The 25567-nt window shown below is 73.6% G+C and carries 18 protein-coding genes; 15 read left to right on the top strand and 3 right to left on the bottom strand.

The genetic code is table 11. The features are described from left to right. Window position 1: 1 nt before the first annotated feature. A complete protein-coding gene (locus AB0G01_RS24985) occupies window positions 2–5722 on the bottom strand; it encodes a type I polyketide synthase (RefSeq protein ID WP_360949460.1) in 5721 nt (1906 codons plus the stop codon). Window positions 5723–6055: 333 nt separating this feature from the next. Between AB0G01_RS24985 and AB0G01_RS24980 the strand changes: the two genes are divergently transcribed. The 6 genes from AB0G01_RS24980 (at window position 6056) to AB0G01_RS24955 (ending at window position 13420) form a co-directional block, all read left to right on the top strand. Further along, on the top strand, window positions 6056–6979 hold the full coding sequence (locus AB0G01_RS24980) for a hypothetical protein (RefSeq protein WP_360949458.1): 924 nt from the start codon (window positions 6056–6058) through the stop codon (window positions 6977–6979). Window positions 6980–7019: 40 nt separating this feature from the next. Then, entirely contained in the window at window positions 7020–8009 is a 990-nt protein-coding gene (locus AB0G01_RS24975) for a DUF1702 family protein (RefSeq protein WP_360949456.1), read from the top strand. A gap of 117 nt (window positions 8010–8126) precedes the next feature. Then, window positions 8127–9107 (top strand): DUF1702 family protein, encoded by a 981-nt coding sequence (locus AB0G01_RS24970; protein WP_360949454.1) that lies wholly within the window; start codon window positions 8127–8129, stop codon window positions 9105–9107. Continuing rightward, entirely contained in the window at window positions 9104–11050 is a 1947-nt protein-coding gene (locus AB0G01_RS24965; RefSeq protein WP_360949452.1) for a CRTAC1 family protein, read from the top strand. The genes AB0G01_RS24970 and AB0G01_RS24965 overlap by 4 nt, the downstream gene beginning before the upstream one ends. A 1-nt stretch (window position 11051) precedes the next feature. Then, entirely contained in the window at window positions 11052–12059 is a 1008-nt protein-coding gene (locus AB0G01_RS24960; RefSeq protein WP_360949450.1) for an enediyne biosynthesis protein, read from the top strand. Further along, window positions 12056–13420 (top strand): cytochrome P450, encoded by a 1365-nt coding sequence (locus tag AB0G01_RS24955; RefSeq protein WP_360949448.1) that lies wholly within the window; start codon window positions 12056–12058, stop codon window positions 13418–13420. Before AB0G01_RS24960 ends, AB0G01_RS24955 begins: the two co-directional genes overlap by 4 nt. 77 nt (window positions 13421–13497) lie before the next feature. Here AB0G01_RS24955 and AB0G01_RS24950 read toward each other — a convergent pair whose 3' ends face one another. Then, complete coding sequence (locus AB0G01_RS24950; protein ID WP_360949446.1) at window positions 13498–14340, bottom strand: AraC family transcriptional regulator; 843 nt, start codon at window positions 14338–14340, stop codon at window positions 13498–13500. Between the two features lie 571 nt (window positions 14341–14911). Between AB0G01_RS24950 and AB0G01_RS24945 the strand changes: the two genes are divergently transcribed. The 9 genes from AB0G01_RS24945 (at window position 14912) to AB0G01_RS24905 (ending at window position 24015) form a co-directional block, all read left to right on the top strand. Continuing rightward, on the top strand, window positions 14912–15442 hold the full coding sequence (locus AB0G01_RS24945; protein WP_360949734.1) for a DUF5987 family protein: 531 nt from the start codon (window positions 14912–14914) through the stop codon (window positions 15440–15442). Between the two features lie 13 nt (window positions 15443–15455). After that, complete coding sequence (locus AB0G01_RS24940; RefSeq protein ID WP_360949444.1) at window positions 15456–17099, top strand: GMC family oxidoreductase; 1644 nt, start codon at window positions 15456–15458, stop codon at window positions 17097–17099. A 117-nt stretch (window positions 17100–17216) separates the two neighbouring features. Then, on the top strand, window positions 17217–17720 hold the full coding sequence (locus AB0G01_RS24935) for an SgcJ/EcaC family oxidoreductase (RefSeq protein WP_360949442.1): 504 nt from the start codon (window positions 17217–17219) through the stop codon (window positions 17718–17720). Window positions 17721–17881: 161 nt separating this feature from the next. Continuing rightward, entirely contained in the window at window positions 17882–18130 is a 249-nt protein-coding gene (locus tag AB0G01_RS24930; RefSeq protein WP_360949440.1) for a hypothetical protein, read from the top strand. 124 nt (window positions 18131–18254) lie between these two features. Continuing rightward, window positions 18255–19379: a thiamine pyrophosphate-dependent dehydrogenase E1 component subunit alpha gene (locus AB0G01_RS24925; protein WP_360949438.1), complete on the top strand. Its 1125-nt coding sequence runs from the start codon at window positions 18255–18257 to the stop codon at window positions 19377–19379. Further along, a complete protein-coding gene (locus AB0G01_RS24920; protein ID WP_360949436.1) occupies window positions 19376–20347 on the top strand; it encodes an alpha-ketoacid dehydrogenase subunit beta in 972 nt (323 codons plus the stop codon). Before AB0G01_RS24925 ends, AB0G01_RS24920 begins: the two co-directional genes overlap by 4 nt. Before the next feature lie 3 nt (window positions 20348–20350). Beyond that, window positions 20351–21373, top strand: a complete 1023-nt coding sequence (locus AB0G01_RS24915; protein WP_360949434.1) for a dihydrolipoamide acetyltransferase family protein — start codon at window positions 20351–20353, stop codon at window positions 21371–21373. A 123-nt stretch (window positions 21374–21496) separates the two neighbouring features. Next, window positions 21497–22696 carry a cytochrome P450 gene (locus AB0G01_RS24910; protein ID WP_360949432.1) on the top strand — a complete coding sequence of 400 codons (1200 nt, stop codon included), beginning with the start codon at window positions 21497–21499 and terminating at the stop codon, window positions 22694–22696. Between the two features lie 134 nt (window positions 22697–22830). Continuing rightward, on the top strand, window positions 22831–24015 hold the full coding sequence (locus AB0G01_RS24905; protein WP_360949430.1) for an acyl-CoA dehydrogenase family protein: 1185 nt from the start codon (window positions 22831–22833) through the stop codon (window positions 24013–24015). A gap of 122 nt (window positions 24016–24137) precedes the next feature. Here AB0G01_RS24905 and AB0G01_RS24900 read toward each other — a convergent pair whose 3' ends face one another. Further along, window positions 24138–25316 (bottom strand): cytochrome P450, encoded by a 1179-nt coding sequence (locus AB0G01_RS24900; protein ID WP_360949428.1) that lies wholly within the window; start codon window positions 25314–25316, stop codon window positions 24138–24140. Window positions 25317–25567: the final 251 nt, after the last annotated feature.

Below are 25567 nucleotides of genomic sequence, written 5' to 3'. Positions count from 1 at the left end.
GTCAGTCCTCCTTCCCGACGAGCACCGCGAACACCACCGGTTCGGTGCGCCCGGTCACGGTGGTGGCCCAGGTGGCGATCTTCGCGCCACCGGCCGACAGCACGGCCCAGCCGTCGGGGTGCACCCGGTCGACGGTGAGCGCCCGGGTGGTCGACCCGGTCTTGCGCAGGCACTCCAGCGCGCCCCAGACCCGCGTCCCGGACACGTCCGGCGACTCGTCCGCCTCGGCGCGCAGCAGGTCGCGCACGGGCAGCAGGTCCGCGCCGAGCAGCCCGGCCCAGTCCGACCCGGTGCGGGCGGCGGCGGGTTCGACGTCGCAGCCCACCCGGCCGGTGCCCGCCACGGCCAGGGTGAGTCCCGCGCCGTGCGACGCGGACACCGCCGCACCGTCGACCTCGGGCCTGCCGTCCGGCCGGTACCGCACGTCGACCCGCCGGTTGAGCGCCCGGCTCAGCGCCAGCGCGGTCCGCGCCCGGCGGTCCGGTGCGGTGTCGGCCGGGTCCGGTTCCACGACGACCGCGCCGCCGACGCCCAGCACGCGCTCCAGCGAGCGTTCCAGGTACGGGCCGAGCATGGTCGGCGTCCACGGTCCCGCGCCGTGCCGCCGGTGGACCGCCCGCAGCACCAGGCCCTCCCACCGCTCGACCAGGAGCCCGGCCGGGTCGCGGACGTCCACGTCGTAGGTGTAGCTGTCGCCGTCCTGCGACCGCTCGCGGGCGTCCAGCACGACGAACTCGGTCGAGCGGTCGGCCGGGTCGGCCGGGAACAGCCGGGCGACGCGCTGCGGCAGCAGGGTCGCGTCGGGCACGCAGCACTGGATGGCGTGCATCACCACGTCCCGCGTGCCGGGGTCGGCGAGCACCCGCTCCTGCGGCAGGAACGGCGCGAACCAGGACGCCACGGGCGTGGCCGCGACCTCCGCCACCGCGTGCCGCGCGGCGGCCCGCCGGTAGCCCAGCAGCCGCTGGAACCTCTTGCCCTGGAACAGGACCCCGCCGTACAGCTCGGCCACCGGGTCCACCGGCACCGGCGGGAGGCCGGGGTCCTCGACCGGTTCCGCCGCGAGGTCCGGGCGCGGGAACCTCAGCCGGGCGCGGAAGTGGTCCGCGCCGAAGCCGGTGTCCGCCGCCCGGATCACCACGTCGACCACGCCCGGCGCGCGGACCTGCGCGGCCAGCCGCACGGTCAGCGCGCCGTCCGGGCGGACCACGAGCGGTCGCGGGAACTCCAGGTCTTCGAACACGGGCGGCGCGGCGGCACCGGTGAGCGCGCACGCCACCTGCGCCATGGCCTCCATGCCGAGCACCGCCGGGAACAGCAGGTCGTCGGCCAGCCGGTGGTCGGCCAGGTACGGGTCGCCGCCCACCGACAGCTCGGCCTCGGTCACCAGCTCGACCGCCGGGTAGTGCACCAGGACGCGGTCGACGAACCGGGTCAGCGGCAGCTCCGGGCGGTCGAACTCCAGCGTGGGCAGGCCGGCCGCCCGGCCGCCGACCACCAGCACCGGGCCCAGGTCCGGGTCGGCCAGCACCTCGCGCAGCACGGCCACGCCCTCGTCGGCGGAGATCGGCGTGATGCCGTCGCGCACCAGCGCCTCCACCACGCCGAGCCGCTCGCCCATGCCCGCGCCCGACCACACCGACCACTCCAGCGCCAGCACGCGCGCTCGCGGGTGCTCGCGGCCGAACTCGACGGTGAGCTCGCTCATCCAGTCGTTCGCGGTGGCGTAGTGCGCCTCGCCGCGCAGCCCCGCGCGGCCGATGATGCTGCCGAAGGTGACCAGGAGCTTGAGCCGGTCGGGGTCGACCGCGCCCAGCACCGTCCGCAGGCCGGTGACCTTGGGCGCGAGCGTCGCGGTGAGGTCGTCGTCGGTCAGGGCGGTCAGCGCGCGGGGCTCGTTGCGGCCCGCGCCGTGCAGCACGGCGGTGATCGCGCCGAGGTCCGCGCGGAACCGGCGCACCGCGTCGGCCACCTGCTCCGGCGAGGTGACGTCGGCGCGTTCGTAGCGGAACCGGACGCCGGCGGCGGTCATCCGCTCCAGGTTCGCGGCCAGCTCGGCGTCCTCGGCCGGGTCGGCGCGGCCCAGCAGCGCCAGCGCCGCGCCCGAGTCCTTCGCCACGGCCAGCGCGCACTCCGCCGTGATGCCCTTGCCGCCGCCGGTCACCAGCAGGACGTCCGAGGCGTCCAGCGCCGCACCGCCCGGTGTGCCGGCGACCGCGCGCAGGACCGGGACCGTGCGGACCCCGTCGGCGTAGCGGACCTCGGTGAAGCCGGTGGTGGCGGCGACTTCGGCGGCGACGTCCTCGGCGCGCGCGTCGCCGCCGACCACCGTCACCGGCACGTGCGGGGCTTCCAGGTGCAGCGTGCGGGCCAGCCCGGCCGCGCCCAACCGCCCGTGCACGACGGCGAACCGGGTCCCCGGCGGGGCCGCCAGCACGGCCCGCGCGGCGGCCAGGAACAGGCTCGGGTCGCCCTCCTCGGGCAGCAGCAGCACGCCGTCACCGGGCAGCACGGCCCGCAGCGGTCCGGCCAGCGGGTGGTCCGGCCGCGCGAACACGGTCCACTCCCCCGGTTCGGCCGGGTGCCCGTCGGGCCGCGCGCGTTCCACGTGCGCCACCGCGAACGGCCGCACCCACGGCGCGACACCGGCCACCTCGCCGGCCGGTTCCCCGTCGTGCGCGGTGGACGCCAGCTCGTCGATCAGCTCGGCCAGCTCACCCAGCCGCACGGTGGCGAAGTTGGGCGTGGCGCTCAGCGCGGGCCGTCCCAGGCCGCTGGTGACACCGTTGACGAGCTGCCCGACCGTGATCGAGCTCAGGTGCAGGTCGTCCAGCGGGTGGGTGTCCGGGCCGATCGCGTCCAGCGGCAGCTCGGCGCGCTCGGCGGCGAGCCGGCGCAGCAGGTCCAGCGTCGACTCGCCGGCGGAGGTGGTCACCGCGTCGGCGGCGACCGGTTCGGCGGCCCGCAGGGCGACGTCCAGCGCCGGCGCGGTCTCGCACGGGCTGGCCAGGAACGTCATCGCGCCGTCCGGCGGCAGTGCGCGCAGCGCGCGACCGGTGAACAGCGCGGCCACCCGGACCGGCGCGCCGAGCGCGAAGGCCGCACCGATCGCGGTCAGCAGCGGGACCAGCGAGGCGTGGTCGGTGTCCAGCGCGACGGCCGGCGTGCCCGGCGCGATCCCGGCCACCAGGCCGGTCAGCACCCGGCCGGGCCCGACCTCCAGCAGCAGGTCGGCGTCCGCCGCCGCCGAGGCGGCGGCCTGGTGGAACCGCACCGGCTCCAGGACCTGGTCGCGCAGCAGGCGGCGCAGGTCCGCGCCGGGGTCCAGCACGGCACCGGTGACCGTGGAGCGCACCGGCCGGGTGGGTCGGGCGAAGTCGTACGCCTCCAGCCGCTCGCCCAGCGCCACGGCGGCGGGCTCGACCAGCGGCGAGTGGAAGGCGTGGGAGACGTTGACGCGGGAGGCGTGCACGCCGGCGGCCTTCGCCGCCGCGCACACCCGGTCGACGGCCTCGGCCGGTCCGGACAGGACGGTCTGCTCCGGTCCGTTGTAGCCCGCGATCACCACGTCGTGCCCGGCGGCGAGTTCCGCGGCGTGGCGTGGCCCCGTCGCCAGGCCGGCCATCGCGCCACCGCCCCGGCTCGCGGAGGCCATCACGCGACCGCGTTCGGCGGCCAGGTCCAGCACCCGTTCCGCGTTCAGCGCGCCCGCCCAGTGCACGGCGGTCAACTCGCCCAGGCTGTGCCCGACGGCGGTGCGGGCCTCGATCCCCAGTTCCCGCAACACCTCCAGCCCGGCCAGCGCGCCCGCGACGATCCGGGGCTGGGCGACCTCGGTGGCGGCCTGGTCGCCGCCGGTCGGCAGGTCGAGCCCGCGGAACACCGCCTCGGCGGCGGCGAACCGGTGCCGGATCGCACCGACCGCGCCGTGCCCGGAACCCTGGCCGGGGAACAGGAACGCGATGCGCGGCGGCTCGGCGCGCGCCGCCAGGAAGATCCCGTCCGCCGGGTCGACCACCTCGCCGCCCGAGTCGCCGAGGTCGCTCGGGTCGGCGTCGAGCAGCCGGCCGATCTTGCGCGCGGCCTCCTCCGGGTCGCGCGCGACGACGGCCGCCCGCGCCCGCCCACCGGACAGCCGGCCGGCCAGCGCGCCGGCCAGGTCGGCGAGTTCGGCGTAGGCCAGCTTGGGCACGAACGCGGCGACCTCGGCCAGCCGCTCGCGCACCGCCGCCGCGTCCGGGCCGTCGAACAGCAGCAGTTCGGCGTCCTGGCGGCCGGCCACCAACGCGCGGGTGCCGTCCTCCAGCTCCGTGCGGCGGGCCGTGCCGGTGGTCTGCTCCAGCGTGATGTGGGTGTTGATGCCGCCGAAGCCCATCGCGGACACGCCGGCGCGCACCGGGCGGTCGGCGGGCCACAGCTCCGCCTCGCGCGGCACGTACACCACCGCGTCCTCGGCGGTCAGCTTCGGGTGCGGGTCGTAGTGCCCGGTGCCCGGCGGGATGACCTGGTGGTGCACGGCGAGCGTCGCCTTGATCAGCCCGGCGACGCCGGCCGCCGCCTTGGTGTGCCCGAAGTTGCCCTTGATGCTGCTCAGCGCCGCCGGGCGAGCCGACGGGTCGGCCTCGCGGCGGGCCGAGGACAGCGCGTCGATCTCGGTGGCGTCGCCCAGGGCCGTGCCGGTGCCGTGGCCCTCGAAGTAGGACACCGACTCCACGCCGTAGCCGGCGCGGCGGTGGGCCCGCGCGATGGCCAGCCGGTGGCCGCTCGCCTCGGGGCGGGTGATGCCGCCCTTGCCGTCGGAGGACACGCCCCAGCCGGTGATGGTGGCGTAGGCGGCCAGGCCGCGCTCGGCGGCGTCGTCGGCGCGCATCAGCACCAGCGCGCCCGCGCCCTCGCCGGGCCAGAAACCGTTGGAGTCGCGGTCGTAGACCTTCATCACGCCGGTCGACAGCGCACCGGTCTTGGCGAACCCGATGACCTCGAAGGGGTCGATGGACAGGTCCACGCCACCCGCGACGGCGACGTCCCACTCACCGTCCGCCAGCGACTTCGCGGCGGTGGCGACGGACAGCAGCGACGAGGAGCAGGCACCGTCCACGGTGTACCCGCCGCCGCCGAGGTCGAAGTGGTTGCAGATCCGGCCGGCGATGGTGTTGGACAGGCCGCCCGCGAGGGAGTCCTCGTCGATGGCCGGGAAGGGCGCTTTGTACTGCGCCTCCAGCTCGTGCAGGAATCCCGCGGTCTCCTCCTCCGGCCAGCCCTTGGCACCCAGCGCGGCGGCCACCGTGCGGCGCACGTACGGCCAGCGCAGCCGCAGCACGTTGGCGCGGGAGAACTCGCCGGTGAGGCTGTTGCCCAGCACGACACCGGTGGTCCGCCGGGGCAGGCCCGCGCCCTCCGGGAAGCCCGCGTCGGCCAGGGCACCGGCCGCGACGTCCAGCGCGAGCCAGTGCGTCAGGTCGGTGGACCGGTAGGTGCTGCCCGCGATCCGGTAGCGCACGCGGTCGAACTCGAAGTCGCGCAGCACCGCCGCCTTCGCCGCGTAGAAGCGGTCCGGCGCGGTGGGGTCGGGCGAGTAGTAGTCGGCGTGGTTCATCCGCTCGTCCGGCAGCCGCCGGAAGGCCCGCCGGCCCGCCAGCACGCTCTCCCACAGCTCTCCGGCAGAACCGGCGTCGGGATAGCGCAGCCCGATGCCGACAATCGCGATCCGTTCACCGCTCATTTTCACCGTCTCCGCGACTCCGTTCGGACCTCGACGGGAACGCCGCACCCGGACAATCGGCACGGCACATCGAAGAATGCGTGCGAGACCTATCGTGCCGGAGCCGCCGGCGGGTTTGCTACTCCGATCATGCCCTCCGACCTGCGCTTTCCATAACAGCGTGATTTTTATTTCCCGGTGTCCCGGCGACGGCTCCGGGGCACCGGCGTGCGCCGCCCGGCGGAACGACTGCGCATCCTCGGAGAAGATTTTCCGCACGACCGGGGCGGATGCTGGGAACGCACTCGAACCCAGCCGGCCGGCGCACGACCGGAATCCCGCCGAGGAGGACCGATGACGCGCACCGCAGCCGTGATCCGGACGGGCGCGGTGCCGCGCCGGCGGTGGGCCGTGGTGCTGTTCGCCGCGCTGGCCGGGTTCCTGCTCTCCGTCGCGTGGTCCGCCGCGTTCGTGGACGCGACCATCGGCGACAACGTGGCCAACGCGCTGCTCGGCCACGACGCGAAGGCCACGCCCATCACCGGTGTCACGGCGGGCGTCGTGTTCGCGTTCGTCAGCGGCCTCGCGGGCACGTTCACCGCGTGCAACATCGCGGCGTTCGGCGCGGTCGCCCCCATGCTCGACGCGGCGGGCGGCCGGTGGGCCAGGCTGCGCGCCGCCCTGTCGCCGCTGGGCCTGCTGGCCGCCGGGATGATCCCGGTCGCCGCGCTCTACGGCGCGCTGGTCGGCCTGGTCGGCACCCGGATGCCGCAGTTCGACACCGCCCCGGCGCAGGCCGGCGTGCTCAGCGGGCGCGCGGTCCAGTCCCTGGTCGTGTTCGGCGTCATCGGCCTGGCCATGGTCTACCTCGGGCTGGCCGCGCTCGGCCTGGTGCCCGACCCGTTCCGCCGCCGCCCCGCCGCCCGGACGGTGGTCCTGGGCGTGCTGATCGGCGGCTTCCTGATCGGCCGGCCGTTCCCGCTGTTCCGCCGGATGTTCCGGGACGCCGCCGAGAGCGGGAACCCGCTGTACGGCGCGACCGCGTTCGTCCTCCAGTCGGTGGGCAACATCGCGGTCATGGCCGTGCTGTTCCTGCTGCTCGGCGCGTTCGGCGGCCGGCTGCGGCGGTGGGCGACCGCGACGCCCTCCCGCACGGCGGCGATCACCGCCGCCACCTTGATCACCGCGGGCGTCTTCACCGTCCTGTACTGGGACGTCCGGCTGCTCGCCGGCCGGGGCGTCCTCCCGTGGTACCCGATCGCACCGTGGGTGGGCTGACCCCGCCGCGCGGAACCCGACCCCCGGGGGTGCTCTGCCCATGTCGACCACGCTCGGCTCGCTGCGCCGGTTGGTGCTCGCCCCGTCGCTGGAGGAGGTGGCTTTCCGCGCGCGCGGCTTCCCCGGCGCGTCGTCGGAGCACGCCGCGCGGCTGGAGGCCGTCCCGCAGTCGGTCGTCTGCGGCTTCGAGTGGGGCATCGACTCCCGCGACGGGTGGGAGGTGGAGCGCCGGCTCGGGTTCGTAAACCCCGCGCTGCGCGGCTTCGCCCACGAGGGCGCGGTCATGGCGTTCACCATCCGCGACGTGGTGGGGCGCGGCACGCGGGTGCGCGACCTGCTGACCGGCAGCGGTGCGGACCACCTCTTCGTGGCCTACATCGGCATCGGGTTCGCGATGGCGCGCCTGCCGCGCGGTCTGTGGCGCAAGGTGGTGCCGGACCTGTCCGGCTCGCCGTACCACCCGGTCGTGAGCTGGCTGGCCGTCGACGGCTACGGCTTCGACCTGGCCTACTTCCACACCCGCACGTGGGTGGACGAGCAGCGCGTGCCCGCGCCCTACCCGTGGCAGGGCCGTGCCGACTACTTCCCGCGCGCGGTGGACCAGGGCATCGGGCGGGCGCTGTGGTTCATCCACGGCGCGCGCTGCGCGGAGGTCGCGGCGGCCGTGCGGCGGTTCGCCCCGGCGCGGCGGGCGGACCTGTGGAGCGGCGTCGGCCTGGCCGCGACGTTCGCCGGGGGCGGCACGCCCGCCGAACTCGCCGCGCTGACCGGCGCGGCCGGGGAGCACCGCGCCGAACTCGCGCTCGGCGCGGTGTTCGCGGCGAAGGCCCGGATTCATGCGGGATTCGTGCCGGAACACAGCACGATCGCCGTGGACGCGTTTACCGGGGGCACCCCGCAGGCCGCGGTGGAACTGGTCGACGCGACCGCCGGAGGACTCGACGAGAGCGGCCCGGTACCTCCCTACGAGACCTGGCGCAGCCGAATCCGTGCGCATTTCAGCGGAGCCCGGCGGGGCACGCCGACCTGATGCGCATTCCCGCGTAACCGGAGCGCACGCACGGAGTAGACCGCCCACCGGATTCGCTGCGACGATTTTCCCATCAGCCGTCCGGTCACCGGTTTCCGGACATTGGAGGGGACCAAGGTGAGTGTTCTGCGCGCCTTGCGGCGCCGTGTACTGACTCCTGACGCAGCCGAGACCTCGCTCGCGAAACGCGGGTTCCGGGTGAAGGACGAGGCGTCCAGGGAACTGCTGGAAACCGTCGGCCGGATGTTCCTCACCGGGTACGCGTACGCCGTCGAGGCGCGCCGCCCGGGGGACGCCGAGGACCGGCTCGACACGCTCCCGGCCCAGTTCCGGGGATTCGCCTACGAGGGTGCCGGCATGGGCTTCGCGGTCCTGGACGGGCTGCCCTTCGGCCACCGCCGGCACGTCGAGGAGTTCCTCGCGGGACGCGCCGCCGACCACGTGTACATGGTCTACGTCGGGATCGGCTGGGGAATGGCCCGGCTGCCCCGCTTCCGCTGGCCCGCCGAGGTGCGGACCGACCCGCTGCTGCGCTGGCTGGTGCTCGACGGGTACGGCTTCCACCAGGCGTACTTCAAGACCGGGCAGTACGTGCACCACCAGTACGTCGACCCCCGGTTCCCGTGGCCGGCGGCCGGTCCGCGCGCGTACGCCAACCGCGCGGTGGACCAGGGCATCGGGCGCGCGATGTGGTTCGTCGGGGGCACCGACGCCCAGCACGTCGCGGACCTGATCGACCGGTTCGCCGAGCACCGGCACGAGGACCTGTACGCGGGTGCGGGTCTGGCGGCCACGTACGCGGGCGGCGGGTCCGAGGACGAACTGGTGCTGCTGCGGCACCGCGCGGGCCGGCACGCGCCCCTGGTCGCCCAGGCGAGCGCGTTCGCCGCCGAGGCCCGGGTCAAGGCGGGCCTGCTGGTCCCGCACACCGGCCTCGCCACCCGGGTCTTCTGCGGCACCACGCCGGAGCAGGCGGCCCGGATCACCCGGGACGTGCGGCCCGGACCGCCCGTCGTCGACGGCGCGGTGCCCGCGTTCGAGACCTGGCGGCAGAGCACCGCCCGGCAGTTCGTCCACCAGGAAGGGGTCGGCACGTGAGCGGCACCGCAGGTTGGCTGCGCCGGCAGCTTCCCGGCATCATCGCGCTGGTGCTGGTCGCCGCCACCTTCGCGGTGGCCCGGCTGCCCGAGTCGTCGGCCGCCGAGAAGCGCGACCTGGCCTCGCACTTCGGTTTCGCGGCCGAGTCGATCGCGCTGCCCGGCGGCTACACCCAGCAGTCCGTGCGCAAGGTCAACCAGGACTACCGGCACATCGACGCGTGGATCTCCTCGGTCGGCTCGGCCATCGCGCTCAACGACCTCGACGGCGACGGGCTGTCCAACGACATCTGCTTCGTGGACGTGCGGATCGACCAGGTCGTCGTCACGCCCGCGCCCGAGGCGGGCCGGCAGCCGCGCTACCCGCCGTTCGCCCTGAGCTCCGGCGCGCTGCCGGTCAACGACGTGATGGCCCCGATGGGCTGCGTGCCCGGCGACTTCAACGAGGACGGCCGGATCGACCTCCTGGTCTACCTGTGGGGCCGCACGCCGATCCTGCACCTGGCCCGGGAGGGCGCGACGGGGCTGACCGCCGACACCTACACGCCCACCGAGCTGGTGCCCGGCGCGGCCGGCGGCCGGTACTCCGGTCCGGAGTGGAACACGAACTCGGCCACCGTCGCGGACTTCGACGGCGACGGCCACGACGACGTCTACATCGGCAACTACTTCCCGCACGGCCCGGTGCTCGACCCCTCCAAGGACTCCGGCGTCGCGATGAACCACTCGATGTCGATGGCGCTCAACGGCGGCGAGGACTACGTCTTCCGCTGGACCGGCGGCACGTCGGGCACGACCCCGACCGCGCGGTTCGAGCCCGACGAGGAGGCGATCCCGCGGGACGCCTCGAAGGGCTGGGCGCTGGCGTCCAGCGCCACCGACGTGGACGGCGACCTGCTGCCGGAGCTCTACCTGGCGCACGACTTCGGCCCGGACCGGATGCTGCACAACCTGTCCACGCCGGGCCACTTCCGGTTCGCGCCGGTCGAGGGCGCGCGCGGCCCGATGGAGCCCAAGTCCAAGAACGTCGGCCACGACTCGTTCAAGGGCATGGGCGTGGACTTCGGCGACCTCAACGGCGACGGCGTCTACGACATGTACGTCAGCAACATCACCACGTCGTTCGGCATCGAGGAGAGCCACTTCGCCTGGATGAGCACCTCCGGCGACACCGGGGCGATCAAGGCGGACCTGGACCGGGGCGTCGCGCCGTGGGAGGACCGGAGCGCACCGCTCCAGCTCGCCTGGTCCGGGTGGGGGTGGGACGTGAAGCTCGCGGACTTCGACAACAGCGGGGAGCTGGAGGTCGCGCAGGCCACCGGCTTCGTCAAGGGCGACGTGAACCGCTGGCCGCAGCTCCAGGAACTGGCCACCGCCAACGACTCGCTGCTGTCCGACCCGCTGTGGTGGCCGTACCTGACGGCCGGCGACGACATCGGGGGCAGCCAGCGGTTCCACCTGTTCGTGAAGAACCAGGACGAGCGCTACACCGACCTGGCCCCGTCGCTGGGGTTGGACGTCCCGGTGCCCACCCGCGGCATCGCGACCGGTGACGTGGACGGCGACGGCCGGCTGGACATGGCGGTCTCCCGCCAGTGGGCGGACCCGGTCTTCTACCACAACACCGGCACGTCCGACCGGGGCTTCCTGGGCCTGCGGCTGACCCGCGAGGGCGGCGGCGACACCCCCGGCTCCCCCGCGATCGGCGCGCAGGTGACCGTGACGACGCCGGACGGGCGCAGGCAGGTCAACCGGGTCGACGGCGGCAGCGGCCACTCCGGCAAGCGCAGCCACGAGGTCCACTTCGGACTCGGCGACGCCACCGGTCCGGTCGAGGTGCGCCTCACCTGGCGCGACCGCGACGGGACCGTCCACGAGCAGGACAAGACGCTGTCCGCGGGCTGGCACGACATCCAGCTCGGCGACCAGGCCGAGGAGAAGTGACATGGCCGAGACGACACCGAGCCCGCCGCGCCACGACCCGAAGGTCGTCACCGCGCTCCGGCGCTTCGCGATCTCCATCACCGTCTTCAACGTCCTGGGCTACACGGTCCTGGGCTTCGAGCAGCCGTGGCTGTGGCCGTTCATCGCGCTGGCCACCGGCTACGCCGTGGAGATCGGGCTGGAGACGGTCTCCGCGCGGCAGGACGGCCGCGCGCCGAGGTTCGCGGGCAACGGGTTCCGGGGCCTGGCGGAGTTCCTCTTCCCCGCGCACATCACCAGCCTCGCCATGAACATGCTCATCTACGTCAACGACAACGTGTGGGCGATGATCTTCGGCGTCACCGTCGCGGTCGGCGCGAAGTGGGTGCTGCGCGTCCCGGTCCGGGGCCGGCTGCGGCACTTCATGAACCCGTCGAACTTCGGCATCGTGGTGATCCTGCTGGTGTTCCCGTGGGCGTCCATCGCACCGCCCTACCACTTCACCGAGAACGTCGGCACGGTCGTCGACTGGCTGATCCCGGTGATCATCGTGGTCGCGGGCACCATGCTCAACGGGATGCTGACCGGCCGGCTGTGGCTGATCATGGCCTGGCTGGTCGGGTTCGCGCTCCAGGCGGTGATCCGCGGCGTGCTGCTCGACGTCTCGATCCCGGCCGGGCTGGGCATGATGACCGGTGTCGCGTTCGTGCTGTTCACCAACTACATGGTGACCGACCCGGGCACCAGCCCGTCCCGCCCGGCGTCGCAGATCGCGTTCGGCGGCGGGGTGGCGGCGGTGTACGGCGTGCTGATGGGCATGAGCATCCCGTACGGGATCTTCTTCGCCACGGCGATCGTGTGCCTGTGCCGCGGTGGTTTCCTGTGGGCGCTGCACGTCGTGGAGCGCGCCCGGCTCGAACGCGAGCAGCAGCAGGCGGCACCGGCCGGCGAGGTGCCGGCGGCCGGACCGTCCACTGTGGACGTATCGGGCAACGGCGTGCCGAAGGGGAGCGAGGTCGTGCGGACATGACGTCCACCACGGCCCACGTCCGGCGCACACCGCCGGGACCACCGCGCAGGGCGACCCTGGGCCTGCTCAGGCAACTCGCCGGGGACCGGCTGACCTTGATGACCTCGGCGGCCGAGCGGTACGGCGACGCCGTCCGGATGGCCATCGGGCCCAAGACGCTGTACTTCTTCAACCACCCCGAGCACGCCAAGCACGTGCTCGCGGACAACGCGGCCGACTACCACAAGGGGATCGGCCTGGTGCACGCCCGCCGCGCGATCGGCGACGGGCTGCTCACCAGCGAGGGCGAGCTGTGGCGCAAGCAGCGCAAGGCCACCCAGCCGGCGTTCCAGCACAAGCGGATCGCCCGGCAGGCCGGCGCGGTGGCCGAGTCGGCGGGCCGCCTCGTCGACCGGCTGCGGGCCGGGATCGGCGGCCCGCCGGTCAACCTGACCGAGGAGGTGACCGGCCTCACCCTCGACGTGCTGGGGCGGACCCTGCTGTCCGAGGACCTGTCCCGGTTCGAGCACATCGGGCGTTCCTTCGAGGCGGTGCAGGACCAGGCGATGTTCGAGATGGTGACGATGAGCGCGGTGCCCATGTGGGTGCCGCTCCCCCACCAGCTCCGGTTCCGCAAGGCGCGCCGGGAGCTGCGCCGGGTCGTGGACGAGCTCGCGGCCCGGCGGGTCGAGCACGGCGGCGCGGACGGCGACGACGTGCTCTCCCGCGTGCTGGCGTCGGTGGCCGAGGAGCGGGACGGCGCGGTCGGCGACCGCCGGCTGCACGACGAGCTGGTGACGCTGATGCTGGCCGGGCACGAGACCACGGCCAGCACGCTCGGCTGGGCGTTCCACCTGCTCGACCGGCACCCCGAGGTGCGGGAGCGGGTCCGCGCGGAGGCGCGGGCCGTGCTGGGCGACCGCGCGCCGGTCTTCGAGGACCTGCACGCGCTGCGCTACACCGCCATGGTGGTCGACGAGGTGGTGCGGCTGTACCCGCCGGTGTGGATACTGCCCCGGGCGGCGCAGGCCGACGACGAGGTGGGCGGGTGGTTCGTGCCCGCCGGCGCGGACGTGCTGATCTGCCCGTACACCCTGCACCGGCACCCGGCGTTCTGGGACCGCCCGGACCGGTTCGACCCCGAGCGGTTCGGCCCGGCGGCCACGCACGACCGGCCGCGCTACGCCTACCTGCCGTTCGGGGCCGGGCCGCGGTTCTGCGTGGGCAACCACCTCGGGGTGATGGAGGCGGTCTTCACGCTCGCGATGATCACCCGCGAACTGGACCTGCGGTCCGTGCCCGGCCGACCGGTGGTGCCCGAGCCGATGCTGTCGCTGCGGATTCGCGGCGGCCTGTCGGTCACCGTGCACCCCGTCGGCTGAGCGGCGACGCCGTGACGCGCGGGGCCGCCCTCCCGTCTCCGGAGGACGACCCCGCGCGCCGCGCACCCGCCGTGCGGTCAGCCACCCGCGTTGGCGCTCGCGCCGAGGGCGTGCGTGCGCACGTCCAGCAGCGCCAACAGGACCGGTGGGTCCAGGTGGCAGATCGGGCGCAGGGTGAGGTCCGCGTCGCGGACCGGTTGGCCGGGCCGCACGGTGATCGGGCCGTGCGAGGCCACGGACAGCGCCAGGTCGTGCGCGAAGGGACCGGCCCCCAGCATCGACTCGTGCCCCAGCGCCACCGACTGGGCCAGCAGGTGCCACGTGCCGGGCGGCACGCAGGTGAGCAGGTAGGAGCCGGGCCGGCGCAGCACGGTGCACCGGATCGGCGACCCCTGCGGAATCCCGTCCGGGAACAGGCCGATGAACAGCAGCCCCGGCGGGCCGGCCGGCGCGGTGATCTCACCCTGCACGACGGCCGTGCGCGCGTCCACGGCGCGCCGGGCCATCGGGATGTGCCGGGTGAACCCGCCGGATTGCCGGAATGTCGTCGGCGACACCCCGACCGTGCTCCGGAAGCGCGAGCTGAAAGTGCCGACGCTGGTGTAGCCGACCCGGTGACTGATATCCGTCACGGTCAGTGAGGTCGCCACCAGCAGCCGCTTCGCCTCTTGCAGGCGAATGGCCGCGAGGAACCGTCCCGGAGAAACTCCGGTCACCCGCAGGAAAGCACGGGAGAAATGGAACTTGCTGTAGTTCGCGGTCCGCGCCATATCGTCTATCGTGAATTGTTCGCCGATGTTCTCGTGCATGAAGTCGATGACTTGGCCTACCGCACGTTCAATAACCTGCACCACAAGACGAACCCCATTCGCAGAGATTTCACAGAGACGTACCGAAACCGACAAATCGATCCGCGGCACCGCCGGGTATTCCGGTCACCCGGGCCGGTCCGCCGTCGCGTACCGGTCCTCAGCGCTGCCCCCAGGCCTGTGAATCGCACTTAATCGCAAGCTACCAGGGCCGCGACGACCTGCGCAAGCTGTGCACACCGCCCCCCACCTGCGGTTCCAAGATCGGCCGGGCAGTTTTCGCCGGGATCTCTTCCGAGGATGTTTAGAACGAACCGGAACGGTCGATATGGCGGCCCCCGAGGAACCTTTAGCTGATCTCGCGGCAGCCGTGCGGGCACATTTTCCGAGCACCCCCCTTAACCCTCTCGGCGGCAGCCCGGTGGTGCTTCCGGGTGCGTCCACACCGGCCCCGCAGCTCCTTCGGGGGCCCGCACCGGAACCGGTCCGGCACATCACGGCACACTCGGAGAAGCGCCGACCACATCTCCGGGGAGACCATGGGACGAACGCCCGGGTGGCCACCGCCGCACATTAAGGGGCCCCGCCGGTCGAGGCCCCCGGCGACGCCCGACACCATTGTCGCCCGGAGAGAGGACCTGTCGTGCAATCGGACACCGCACCGGATCGCACCGTCCGCACCATGACGCTGGAGGCGTTCGCGGACACCATTGTCCCGGGCGTGAAGCGGTCACCGGAGGATCGGGCCGTCGCGGGGGCGGCGGACACCGCCGGGGCCGTGGAAGCGGGCGCGATCGCATTGTTGGAGACACCCGCGGCCGGTGTCGTGGACGGGCTGGACAACCTGACCGCCATGCTCAACGGCCACGCCCGGGACTACGCCGCCCGGGAGGGGTGCGCGCTGGACGACGGCGTGCCGCCCTTCGTCGCCCTGCCGTTCGCGCTCCGCACCGGTCTCGTCGCGGAGCTCGTCGCGCCCGGCCACCCCGAGAAGGACGGCTGGGTCGCGCTCGCGCTGTTCAGCAACATGGCGTTCGACACGGGCGCGCACCTGCACACCGTGGAGGCGATGGCGGCGGGCCACCCCGGGTTGCGCGCGATGCGGTTCGCCGAACCGGACGCCGACCGCCTGTGGCGGTTCCCCTCCTACTCCTACGGCAGGCCGCTGGCCCGGACGCACCCGGGCACCACGCCGTCCGGCGACCCGGCCTGACGAGGGGGTTTCGATGACGAGCACCGAGAGCACCGACGTGCTGATCGTCGGCAGCGGCTTCGGCGGCGCGATCGCCGCCTACCACCTCGCCGCCGGCGGGGCGAAGGTCGTCGTGCTGGAGCGGGGTCCGTGGCTGGAGGGCGAGGACTTCGAGCACGACTTCCTGCTCGGCTCCTCCTACACCAGGATCTTCGACTTCGTCGTCGGCGACGGCATGAGCCTGCTCGGCGGCAACTGCGTGGGCGGCGGCAGCGTCGTCTACTTCGCCGCGATGCCGCGCGCGCCGAGGTTCGTGTTCGACCGGCAGGGCGGCCTCGGCCGCCGGATGTGGCCCGCGGCGGTCACCCGGGACACCCTCGACCCCTGGTACGACCGGGTGTGCGAGGCGTTGCCGGTCACCCGGCAGGGCTGGGACGAGGTGACCTACTCGGGAGGGCTGTTCGCGGCGGCGTGCGACCACGCGGGGCGCACCGCCAACCCCGTCCCGGTCGCGATCGACACCGAGCTGTGCACCAACTGCAACTGGATGATGTCCGGCTGCCGGTTCGACGCCAAGCGGTCCCTGCTGCTCAACTACCTGCCGGCGGCCGTCGCGCACGGTGCGCGGATCAGGCCCCTGCACGAGGTGCAGCGGTTGGCGCGCACCGCCGACGGCGGCTACCGGGTCAGCTACAACGTCATCCACGACGTGGACTACCGGATGAGCGTGGGCAGCGGCGAGATCGACGCCAAGGTCGTCATCCTGGCGGCGGGCGCGGGTGCGACCCCGGTGATCCTCCAGCGCTCGGAGGAGACCCTGGGGGCGCTGCCGCACGCGGTGGGCCGGTACTTCTCCGGCAACGGCGAGCGCCTCAACACCGCGATCATCGACGAGGACCGGGCGCGCGACCTGCTCGGCCTGACCCGCGAGGACGACCTGGCCTACGCCGCCAACCAGATCGGCAAGGGCCCGTGCGTGGCGAGCTGGGACAACCTCGACCCCGACCTGCCCGAGTTCTCCCGGTTCTGCCTGGAGCAGCTCTACTTCCCGCCGGGGTTCGGCACCATCCTGGCGCAGGTCCCGGGCGCGGCCGGGCCGTCGTGGTTCGGCACGGAGAAGAAGAAGATCGTCGAGCGGTGGCAGTCGTGGCTGACCATCTTCGCGATGACCGAGGACGACAACGAGGGTGTCTTCGGCACCCCGCCGCCCACCGGCAACGCCGTGCGCATCTCCCAGCAGATGTTGGGGCGCGGACCCATCTCCTACCGGCCGACCGAGAACACGCTGTCGGGCTGGCGGCGGTCCGACGCGGCGGTCAAGGACATCCTGGAGCGCGACGGGCTCGCGGAGGTCATGCCGTGGACCAACGACGTGGTGGGCGCGTACACCGTGCACCCGCTGGCGTCCTGCCGCATCGGCGACGACCCGGCGACCTCCGCCCTGGACGACCGGCACGAGCTGCGCGGCCACCCCGGCATCTTCGTCACCGACGGGTCGGCCGTGCCGGGCGCGGTGACCGTGAACCCCGCGCTCACCATCGCCGCGCTGGCCGAGCGCGCGATGCCCGGCATCGTCCGGGCGCTGCGCGATCGCGGCGTGGACGTGACCTACGGCGCGCCGTCACCGGACGGCGAGACCGCCGGGCGGCGCGGCGTGGCGCGGTTGGTGCGGGACTGATCGAGCACGCGGGAAGGTGCGACACCCCCGTCGCGGGCGCAAGGGTCCACGGGGGGCGCGCTGCCCGACCGGCGCGCCTCGCGGGAGCGCCCACCTGAAGACGTACGGAGGAGCGAGATGACCACGTCCGACCAGACCACCACCAACCGGACCACGCCAGACCGGACCACGCCGGAGCAGGGCACGCCGGACCGGACCACCTCGGAGCGGGGCGCGGCGCACGCCGGGCCGACCGACGCCGACCAGGCCGCCATCGCGGCGCTGCCGCAGCGCATGATCGCCGGTTGGGCGGCGCACGACGCGGCGGCCGTCGCCGACCTGTTCACCGACGACGGCGTCATGATCCTGCCCGGCCTGTACCGCCGGGGCCGCGAGGAGATCCGCGAGTTCCTGGCCACCGCGTACGAGGGGCCCTACCGGGGCACCACGGTCACCGGCACCCCGCTCGACCTGCGCCTGTTCGGCGCGGACCTCGGCATCCTGGTGACCCAGGGCGGCGTCGTCGCGCCGGGCGACACCGAGGTCACCCCCGAGCGCGCGATCCGCGCGTCCTGGGTGGCCGTCAGGCAGGACGGCGAGTGGCGTCTGGCCACCTACCAGAACAGCCCCGTCAACACCTGATCCCGATCGGACCGGGAGGTCGCCCGCCGTACGGGCGGACGGCCTCCCGGGGGTCGGCCGGAGCCCGCACGGCAGAGGAGGCGCGGCACCGTGGACGAACCCGCGCTCGACGGCGGACCCGACGCCGTGCCCCGCCCGGCGGTGGCGCGCGGCGGTGCGCCGTGACCGCCACCGTCGACAGGGCACCGGAGGTCGCGGCGCTGCGCGCGCACGCCACCGCCGTGGTGGAAGCCGAGCTGCGCCGGTTGCGCTCCCGCCTGCCCGCCGTGGACGACGCGGTGCGCGCGGAGCTGGAGGCGACCGTCCGGCGGGTCGTGGACCACCTGCTGACCGGACCGGAGGAACGCGTCCGGGAACCGGGCGGCGCGGACCTCGCCGAAGCGCTGCGCGACCTGTTCGCGCCGGCCTGACCACCCTCCCCCGGCTCGCGGGAACGCCCGCGACGCCGGAGGTGCCCCGGCCGCTTCCCCGGTGCCGGGCCGGCACAGCCCGCCCGAGCGCCCGGCGGCTCGGCGACCGAAGTGGAGTTTTCCGATGACCTCCGTCCCCGCCACCGAGCGCTCCGCCACCCGGCCCCGGCCCGCCCCGCGCGACGAGCCCGACCCGGTCCAGTTGCTCACACCCGGCGGCCTGCGCGTCGAGCACCCGGACTTCCCGCTGTCCATCACCGGTTCCGCGATCGCCGACCTGTACCGGGACATGGTGGTGGTGCGCCGGATCGACACGCAGGCGCTGGCCCTGGCCCGGCAGGGCGAACTGGCGGTGTGGGCGTCGCTCGCGGGGCAGGAGGCGGCCCAGGTCGGCTCCGGCCGGGCGCTCGCGCCGGGCGACATGGCGTTCCCCACCTACCGCGAACACGGTGTCGCGTGGTGTCGCGGAGTCGACATGACCGAGGTGCTGGGCCACTTCCGGGGCGTCTACCACATGGGCTGGGACCCGCGACGGCACAACTTCCACCTCTACAGCATCGTCATCGGCGCGCACGCGCTGCACGCCACCGGGTACGCCATGGGCGTCGACCGGGACAGCGGGACCGACGCGGTCATCGCGTACTTCGGCGACGGCGCGATGAGCCAGGGTGACGTGAACGAGGCGTTCGTGTGGGCGAGCGCGCAGCACGCGCCGGTCGTGTTCTTCTGCCAGAACAACCAGTACGCGATCTCCGAGCACGTGCGCACCCAGTCCACGATCCCGTTGCACCGCCGCGCGGACGGTTTCGGCTTCCCGGGCGTGCGGGTCGACGGCAACGACGTGCTGGCCTGCCTCGCGGTGACCAGGAAGGCGATGGACCGGGCGCGCGCGGGCGGCGGGCCGACCCTCGTGGAGGCGTTCACCTACCGGATGGGCGGCCACACCACGACCGACGACCCGACCCGCTACCGGTCGGCCGGCGAGGTCGAGCAGTGGCGGCGCAAGGACCCGATCGCCCGCGTGCGCGCGCACCTGTCCCGCAGCCGGCTCGCCGACCGGGCGTTCTTCGACGCCGTCGACGCCGAGGCCGCCGACATCGCGGCCGACCTCCGCCGCCGGGTGATCGCGCTGCCCGACCCGGCCGTGGAAACCATCTGGGACCACACCTACGCCGCCGCGCACCCGGTCGTCGCCGCCGAGCGCGCCGACCACCTGGCCTACCTCGACGCGTTCGAGGACGAGCGGTGAGCGCGATCGCCCTGGGCAAGGCCATCAACGAGGGACTGCGCCAAGCGCTGGCCGACGACCCGTCGGTGCTGGTGATGGGCGAGGACGTCGGCGCGCTCGGCGGCGTCTTCCGGGTGACCGACGGCCTGCAACGCGAGTTCGGCCCGGAGCGGGTGGTGGACACCCCGCTGGGCGAGTCCGGGATCGTCGGCACCGCGATCGGGTTGGCGCTGCGCGGGTTCCGGCCCGTGTGCGAGATCCAGTTCGACGGGTTCGTCTTCCCGGCGTTCAGCCAGATCACCACGCAACTGGCCAAGATGCGCTCCCGCTCGCGCGGGCGGTTGGAACTGCCGGTGGTGATCCGCATCCCGTACGGCGGCGGCATCGGCGCGGCCGAGCACCACGGCGAGTCGCCCGAGGCGTACTTCACGCACACCGGCGGGCTGCGGGTGGTCACCTGCGCCAACCCGGCCGACGCGTACGCCATGGTCCGGCGCGCCGTCGACTGCCCGGACCCGGTGGTGTTCTTCGAGCCCAAGCGGCGCTACTGGGACAAGGGCCCGGTGTCGCTGGGCGGCCCGGTGGACCCGGGAATCGACCGGGCGGCCGTGGTGCGCGACGGCACCGACGTGACCCTGCTGACCTACGGCCCGAGCGTGGCGACGTGCCTGCTGGCCGCCGAGGCGGACGCGGAGCGGTCGATCCAGGTCGTGGACCTGCGGTCGCTCAACCCGTTGGACGAGGAGACGGTGGTCGCGGCGGTCCGGTCCACGGGCCGGTGCGTGGTCGTGCACGAGGCCCCGGTGTTCGGCGGGTACGGGGCCGAGCTGGCGGCCCGCGTCACCGAGCGGTGCTTCGGCGCGCTGGCCGCGCCCGTGCTGCGGGTCGGGGGGTTCGCGGTGCCCTACCCCCCGTCCCGCCTGGAGGAGCACTACCTACCCGATCTCGACCGGGTCCTGGACGCGGTCGACCGAAGCTTCCGGTGGTGACAGGTGGGTGAGCGCAGGCAGTTCCGGCTCCCGGACGTCGGCGAGGGTCTGACCGAGGCCGTGGTGGTGGCGTGGCGGGTCGCCCCGGGCGACGTGGTCGCCGTGGACCAGGTGGTGGTCGAGGTCGAGACGGCGAAGGCGCTGGTGGAGCTGCCGTCGCCGTTCGCGGGGACCGTGGTCGAGGTGCTGCACGAGGCGGGTGCGGCGGTCGACGTCGGCGCGCCGCTGCTGACCGTCGACGTCGGCGGCGACCCGCTCCTGGTGGGCTACGGCGCGAAGGAGTCCCGGCCGCCCGTGCGACGGCGGCGCAAGGCCGTGCGGGTCGAGGAGGCGGCGGACGAGGAACGGGTGCACGTCACGGGAGTGCGCGCCCGGACGGCGGCGGCGATGGTGCGGTCCGCGTTCACCGCGCCGCACGTGACGACGTGGTCGCAGGTCGACGTGACGCCCACCGTGGAGGCGGTCCGGGAGTTCCGGCAGCGGCCCGAGTACGCGGACGTCCGGGTGTCACCGCTGCTGTTCGTGGCGCGGGCCGTGGTCGGGGCCGTGGCGGACCACCCCGGGGTCAACGCGTCCTGGGACGACCGGACCGGCGACGTCGTGCTGAAACGCCGGGTGAACCTGGGGATCGGGGTCGCGACGGATCGCGGCCTGGTGGTGCCCAACGTCAAGGACGCGCACACCCTGTCGGCACCCGACCTGGCCCGCGCGCTCACCGGTCTGGTGGAGCGGGCCCGCGAGGGCACGACGGACCCCGCCGAGTTCGTCGGCGGCACCCTGACCATCAGCAACGCCGGGGTGTTCGGCACCGACGCGGGCACGCCGATCCTGGTCCCGGGCGAAACGGTCATCCTGGCCGTCGGGCGGATCGCCGAACGCCCCTGGGCCCACCAGGGCCGGCTCGCGCTGCGCCACGTCGTCACCCTCGCCCTGTCCTTCGACCACCGGGTGATCGACGGTGCCGACGCCTCCCGCTTCCTCACCGCGATCGGGACCCGCCTGGAATCGCCGACCGACCTGGGCTGATCGCTACTCCCCGACTACTCCGAAACGGTGCAGGACCGTTTCCAAACCACACGATCGCGTATGCCGACCCGGTGGTGGCCGGCTTAGCGTCGATCCCAGGGGAGCGAACAGAGGAGACGTCACGTGGAGGCTCCGGAACAGACCACCTGCCCGATCCGCGACTACACGACCTTGCGCCCGCCGGCACCCGCCCTGACCGCTTTCCAGGAGATGGACGAGCACCGCGCGCACGCGCGCCCCGCCCTGCACACCCACGACGCCCAGGGCTACCGGGTGTTCACCGACCACGACGCCGTGGCGGAAGGGCTCAAACAGGCCGACCTCTGGTCCAGCTCGGTCGTGTTCCCGTTCGAACCCGAACCCGACCGGGTGATGGTGCCGATCCAGTTGGACGGCGACTCGCACACGACGTGGCGGCGACTGCTGGCGGCGTGGTTCACCCCCGGCCGGGTGCGCGCGATGCGGGAGGACCAGCGCCGGCTCGCCGAGTCCGTCGTGGACGGCGTGCGACCGCGCGGCCAGTGCGACTTCCTGACCGACGTGGCCAAGGTGTTCACCTCCGCCGCCTTCCTGCCGATCATGGGGGTGGCCCGGGAGGACGTCGGGCGGTTCCTGGAGTGGACCGACGGCCTGCACTTCCGGGGCGACGACCCCGACGAGGCGCTGCGGGCGCAGCGGCGGGCCGCCGCCGAGATGACCGCCTACTTCGGCGAGCTGCTCGCGCGGACCCGCGCGCACCCCGACCCGTCGCGGAACGACATCGTCGCGGCGGCGGCCCGCTGGGAGGTCGACGGTGCGCCGCCGTCCGACGAAGACCTGGTGAACTGCCTGATGACGGTGCTGGGCGCGGCGCTGGAGACGACCGCCAGCCAGCTCACGTGGACGGTGTTCCACCTGGCCACGCACCCGGAGGACCGGCGTCGGCTGGTCCGCGACCCGTCCCTGGTCCCGGGCATGGTCGAGGAGAGCCTCCGGGTCTACCCCATCGCCACGCCGACCCGGAGGGCGACCCGCGACACCGAGTTCCGGGGGTGCCCGGTGCGCGCCGGGGACGTCGCGGTCTTCTCGCTGGCGTCGGCCGGGCGCGACGAGCGGGCCTACCCGCGGGCGACGGAGGTCGACCTGGACCGGCGGGGCGCGCGGCACGTGTCCTTCGGCGCGGGCCGGCACACCTGCCTCGGCGCGCACCTGGCCCGCCAGGAGATGTCGTTGCTGCTCCAGGAGTGGCACCGGCTGGTCCCCGACTACGAGTTGGCGAAAGCCCCGTGGGAGCGGGCGACCATGATCTGGTCGATCGACGAACTCCAACTGCGCTGGAGCTGACCCCGGTGGGCCGGGCCGATCTCCGCAACCAGCGAGATGCGGCGGGCACGACGCGGGTGGGAAGGTCGGGTGGTCCTTCGGGCGGCGAGCGCCGGAACGGCCGCAGTCCCCCGTCTGAGCTCTCCAGGGAGGAAATGGTGTTGACCAGCGAGATACCGACGAGGGAGGACCTCGTCGGCCGCGCGGCGGACGTGGTCCCGCTGCTCCGCGAGAACGCCGCCTGGTCGGAGGAGAACCGGAGGCTGCACGAGAAGTCCGTGGACGCCCTGGCCGACGCCGGTGTCTTCCGGCTGCGGACCCCCCACCGCTACGGCGGGTACGAGGCCGACACGCGCACCCTGGTCGAGGTGGCGACCGAGCTGGGCCGCGCGGACGGCTCGGCGGCGTGGACCGCTTCGGTCTACTGGATTCCGACGTGGATGGCCGGGCTGTTCCCGGACGAGGTGCAGGACGAGGTCTTCGCGGAGCCGGACTCGCGCGTCTGCGGCACGCTGAGCCCGACCGCGACGGCCGTCCCCGCCGACGGCGGCGTCGTCGTCAACGGCAGGTGGGGCTTCATCACCGGGGCGTGGCACAGCCGGTGGCAGGAGGTCATCGCGATCCTGCTCGACCCCGACGGCGAGCCGGCCCCGATCATCGCGCTGGTGCCGATGTCCGACCTGACGATCGTGGACGACTGGCACACGGCGGGCCTCAAGGGCACCGGCAGCGTCAGCACCGTGGCGGACAACGTCTTCGTGCCGCGGGAACGCGTGCTGCCGCTGGGCGCGGTGGTGCAGGGGAACAACGCGTCGACGGCCAACGCGGGCAGCGCGATCTACCGCGCTCCCCTGCTGCCCGTCGCCGCCGCGTCGTCGGTCGGTACCGTGGTGGGGCTGGCGAAGGCCGCGCAGGAGGCGTTCTTCGAGCGCCTGCCCGGTCGCAAGATCACCTACACCGACTACGAGAACCAGCGCGACGCGCCGTTGACGCACCTCCAGGTCGCGGAGGCGACGATGAAGGTCGACGAGGCGCAGTTCCACGCGCACCGGTTGGCGGACCTGGTGGACGCCAAGGCCGCCACCGGGACGCCGTGGTCGATCGGGGAGCGGGCCCTGGCACGGGCGGACCTGGGCGCGGTGTGCAAGCGCGCCAAGGAGGCCGTGGACATCTTCCACACGGCCAGCGGCGGCTCCTCGATCTACAGCGACGTGCCGATGCAGCGCATCCACCGCGACGTGGAGGCGGTCAACCTGCACGCGCTGATGCACCCGGACACCAACGCCGAGCTCTACGGCCGGGTGCTGTGCGGCCTGCCGCCCAACACCCTCTACATCTGACCCGAGGTCGGGTGCGACGTGAAGCGCCGGTGCGGCCCGAGCGGAATCCGCTCGGGCCGCACCGGCGTTCGATCCCGGTGGAGGTGCACCGCCGGCGTTCGACGCGGTGGAGGCGTGCGCGCTCAGCGGAGGGTGACCACGGTGGGCATGCGGCGGAAGCCGCGCACCGTGCTCCGGTGCACGCGCACCAGGCCGTCCACGTCGAGGTCGTAGTCCGCGACCCGGTTGACCAGCTCCTCCAGCACGATCCGCGCCACCCGGCGGGCCATCAGGTTGCCCAGGCACAGGTGCGGGCCCCGGCTGAAGCTCAGGAGCTGGCTCGCGTCCCGGGTCAGGTCGAACTCGTCCGCGTCGGGGAACACCGTCGAGTCCCGGTTCGCCGACCCCATCAGCATGAGCACCTGCGACCCGGCCGGGATGTCCACGCCGTGCAGGGACAGGTCGACCTTGGACTTGCGGATCACCATCTGGACCGGTGAGTCGTACCTCAGGCTCTCCTCGATCCAGCCGTTGACGTCGCCGCCGAGCGCGGCTTGCCGCTGCTCGGGGTTGCGCCACGCCCAGTACCACGCGTTGCCGATCAGGTCGATGGTGGTCACCGTGCTGGCCCCGCCGAGCAGGTGCAGGAACGCCAGGACGTCCTGCGTCTCCAGCGGTTCGCCGTCGATCTCGGAGGCCAGCAGGTCCGAGATCAGGTCGTCGGCGGGCTGCTTGCGGCGTTCCTCCACCAGGCCCGCGTAGTACCCGCTGAGCTCCTGGAACGCCTGCATCTGCGCCGGGCCGATGGTGGTCGCGCCGTCCTCGCGGTGCACGGTGCCCTCCAGCAACCGCTGCACCTCGGGCCGGTCCGCGCGCGGCACGCCGACGATGATGCCCAGCGCGTCCATCGGGATCGGGTAGATCACGTCCCGCATCACGTCGAACGTGCCGCGCTCGACGGCGGCCTCCACGGCTTCCCGGGCGAGTTCCCGGATCTGGACCTCCAGCCGGCCGATGGCGCGCGGTGAGAAGCTGCCGGAGATCAGCCGACGCCAGTGCGCGTGGTCCGGCGGGTCCATCGCGACGATGGAGTGGTGCCGGGCCGAATCCGGCTTCCAGTACTCGCGTTCCATCAGCGGCCCGTTCTCGTTGGAGAACGACGCGGAGTCGCGCAGCGCGGGCGCGACGTCGGCGTGCCGGGACAGCGCGTAGAAGTCCAGTTTGTCGTTGTAGTACACCGGCGCTTCCGCCCGCAGCCGGGCGTAGTAGGGGTAGGGGTCCTCCTGCACGTCATAGTCCAGGGGGTTGTACTCCAGGTCCATCGGGACTCCTTCGGTGCGTCTCGAATCCGCGCGACGTCGATCCCTCCACCCACCCTTCCGCGTCGCACGACCCGTGGCACCTCCGTATTTGCGGTCCTGCGGTCGAATTCCGCGCACGCTGGGAGATGCGCGGGCGGGCGGCGGGCTGGAAGCATTCCGGTGGTGCGACGACACCCGGAAGGAGCCGCCAGGACCGTGGATTCCCAGAGCGGGCGCGTGCCCGGAGTCGTCACCGCATGCCTTTTTGTCCA

This window comes from Actinosynnema sp. NPDC023587 (assembly GCF_040640215.1).
Taxonomy (GTDB): Bacteria; Actinomycetota; Actinomycetes; order Mycobacteriales; family Pseudonocardiaceae; genus Actinosynnema.
This window is presented reverse-complemented; position numbering and strand designations above follow the sequence as displayed.

What these genes read in the sequence shown, in the direction of transcription:
- AB0G01_RS24985 (WP_360949460.1), bottom strand. Translation starts at nt 5,722, where the DNA reads ATGAGCGGTGAACGGATCGCGATTGTCGGCATCGGGCTGCGCTATCCC.
- AB0G01_RS24980 (WP_360949458.1), top strand. Translation starts at nt 6,056, where the DNA reads ATGACGCGCACCGCAGCCGTGATCCGGACGGGCGCGGTGCCGCGCCGG.
- AB0G01_RS24975 (WP_360949456.1), top strand. Translation starts at nt 7,020, where the DNA reads ATGTCGACCACGCTCGGCTCGCTGCGCCGGTTGGTGCTCGCCCCGTCG.
- AB0G01_RS24960 (WP_360949450.1), top strand. Translation starts at nt 11,052, where the DNA reads ATGGCCGAGACGACACCGAGCCCGCCGCGCCACGACCCGAAGGTCGTC.
- AB0G01_RS24955 (WP_360949448.1), top strand. Translation starts at nt 12,056, where the DNA reads ATGACGTCCACCACGGCCCACGTCCGGCGCACACCGCCGGGACCACCG.
- AB0G01_RS24945 (WP_360949734.1), top strand. Translation starts at nt 14,912, where the DNA reads ATGACGCTGGAGGCGTTCGCGGACACCATTGTCCCGGGCGTGAAGCGG.
- AB0G01_RS24940 (WP_360949444.1), top strand. Translation starts at nt 15,456, where the DNA reads ATGACGAGCACCGAGAGCACCGACGTGCTGATCGTCGGCAGCGGCTTC.
- AB0G01_RS24935 (WP_360949442.1), top strand. Translation starts at nt 17,217, where the DNA reads ATGACCACGTCCGACCAGACCACCACCAACCGGACCACGCCAGACCGG.
- AB0G01_RS24925 (WP_360949438.1), top strand. Translation starts at nt 18,255, where the DNA reads ATGACCTCCGTCCCCGCCACCGAGCGCTCCGCCACCCGGCCCCGGCCC.
- AB0G01_RS24905 (WP_360949430.1), top strand. Translation starts at nt 22,831, where the DNA reads ATGGTGTTGACCAGCGAGATACCGACGAGGGAGGACCTCGTCGGCCGC.
- AB0G01_RS24900 (WP_360949428.1), bottom strand. Translation starts at nt 25,316, where the DNA reads ATGGACCTGGAGTACAACCCCCTGGACTATGACGTGCAGGAGGACCCC.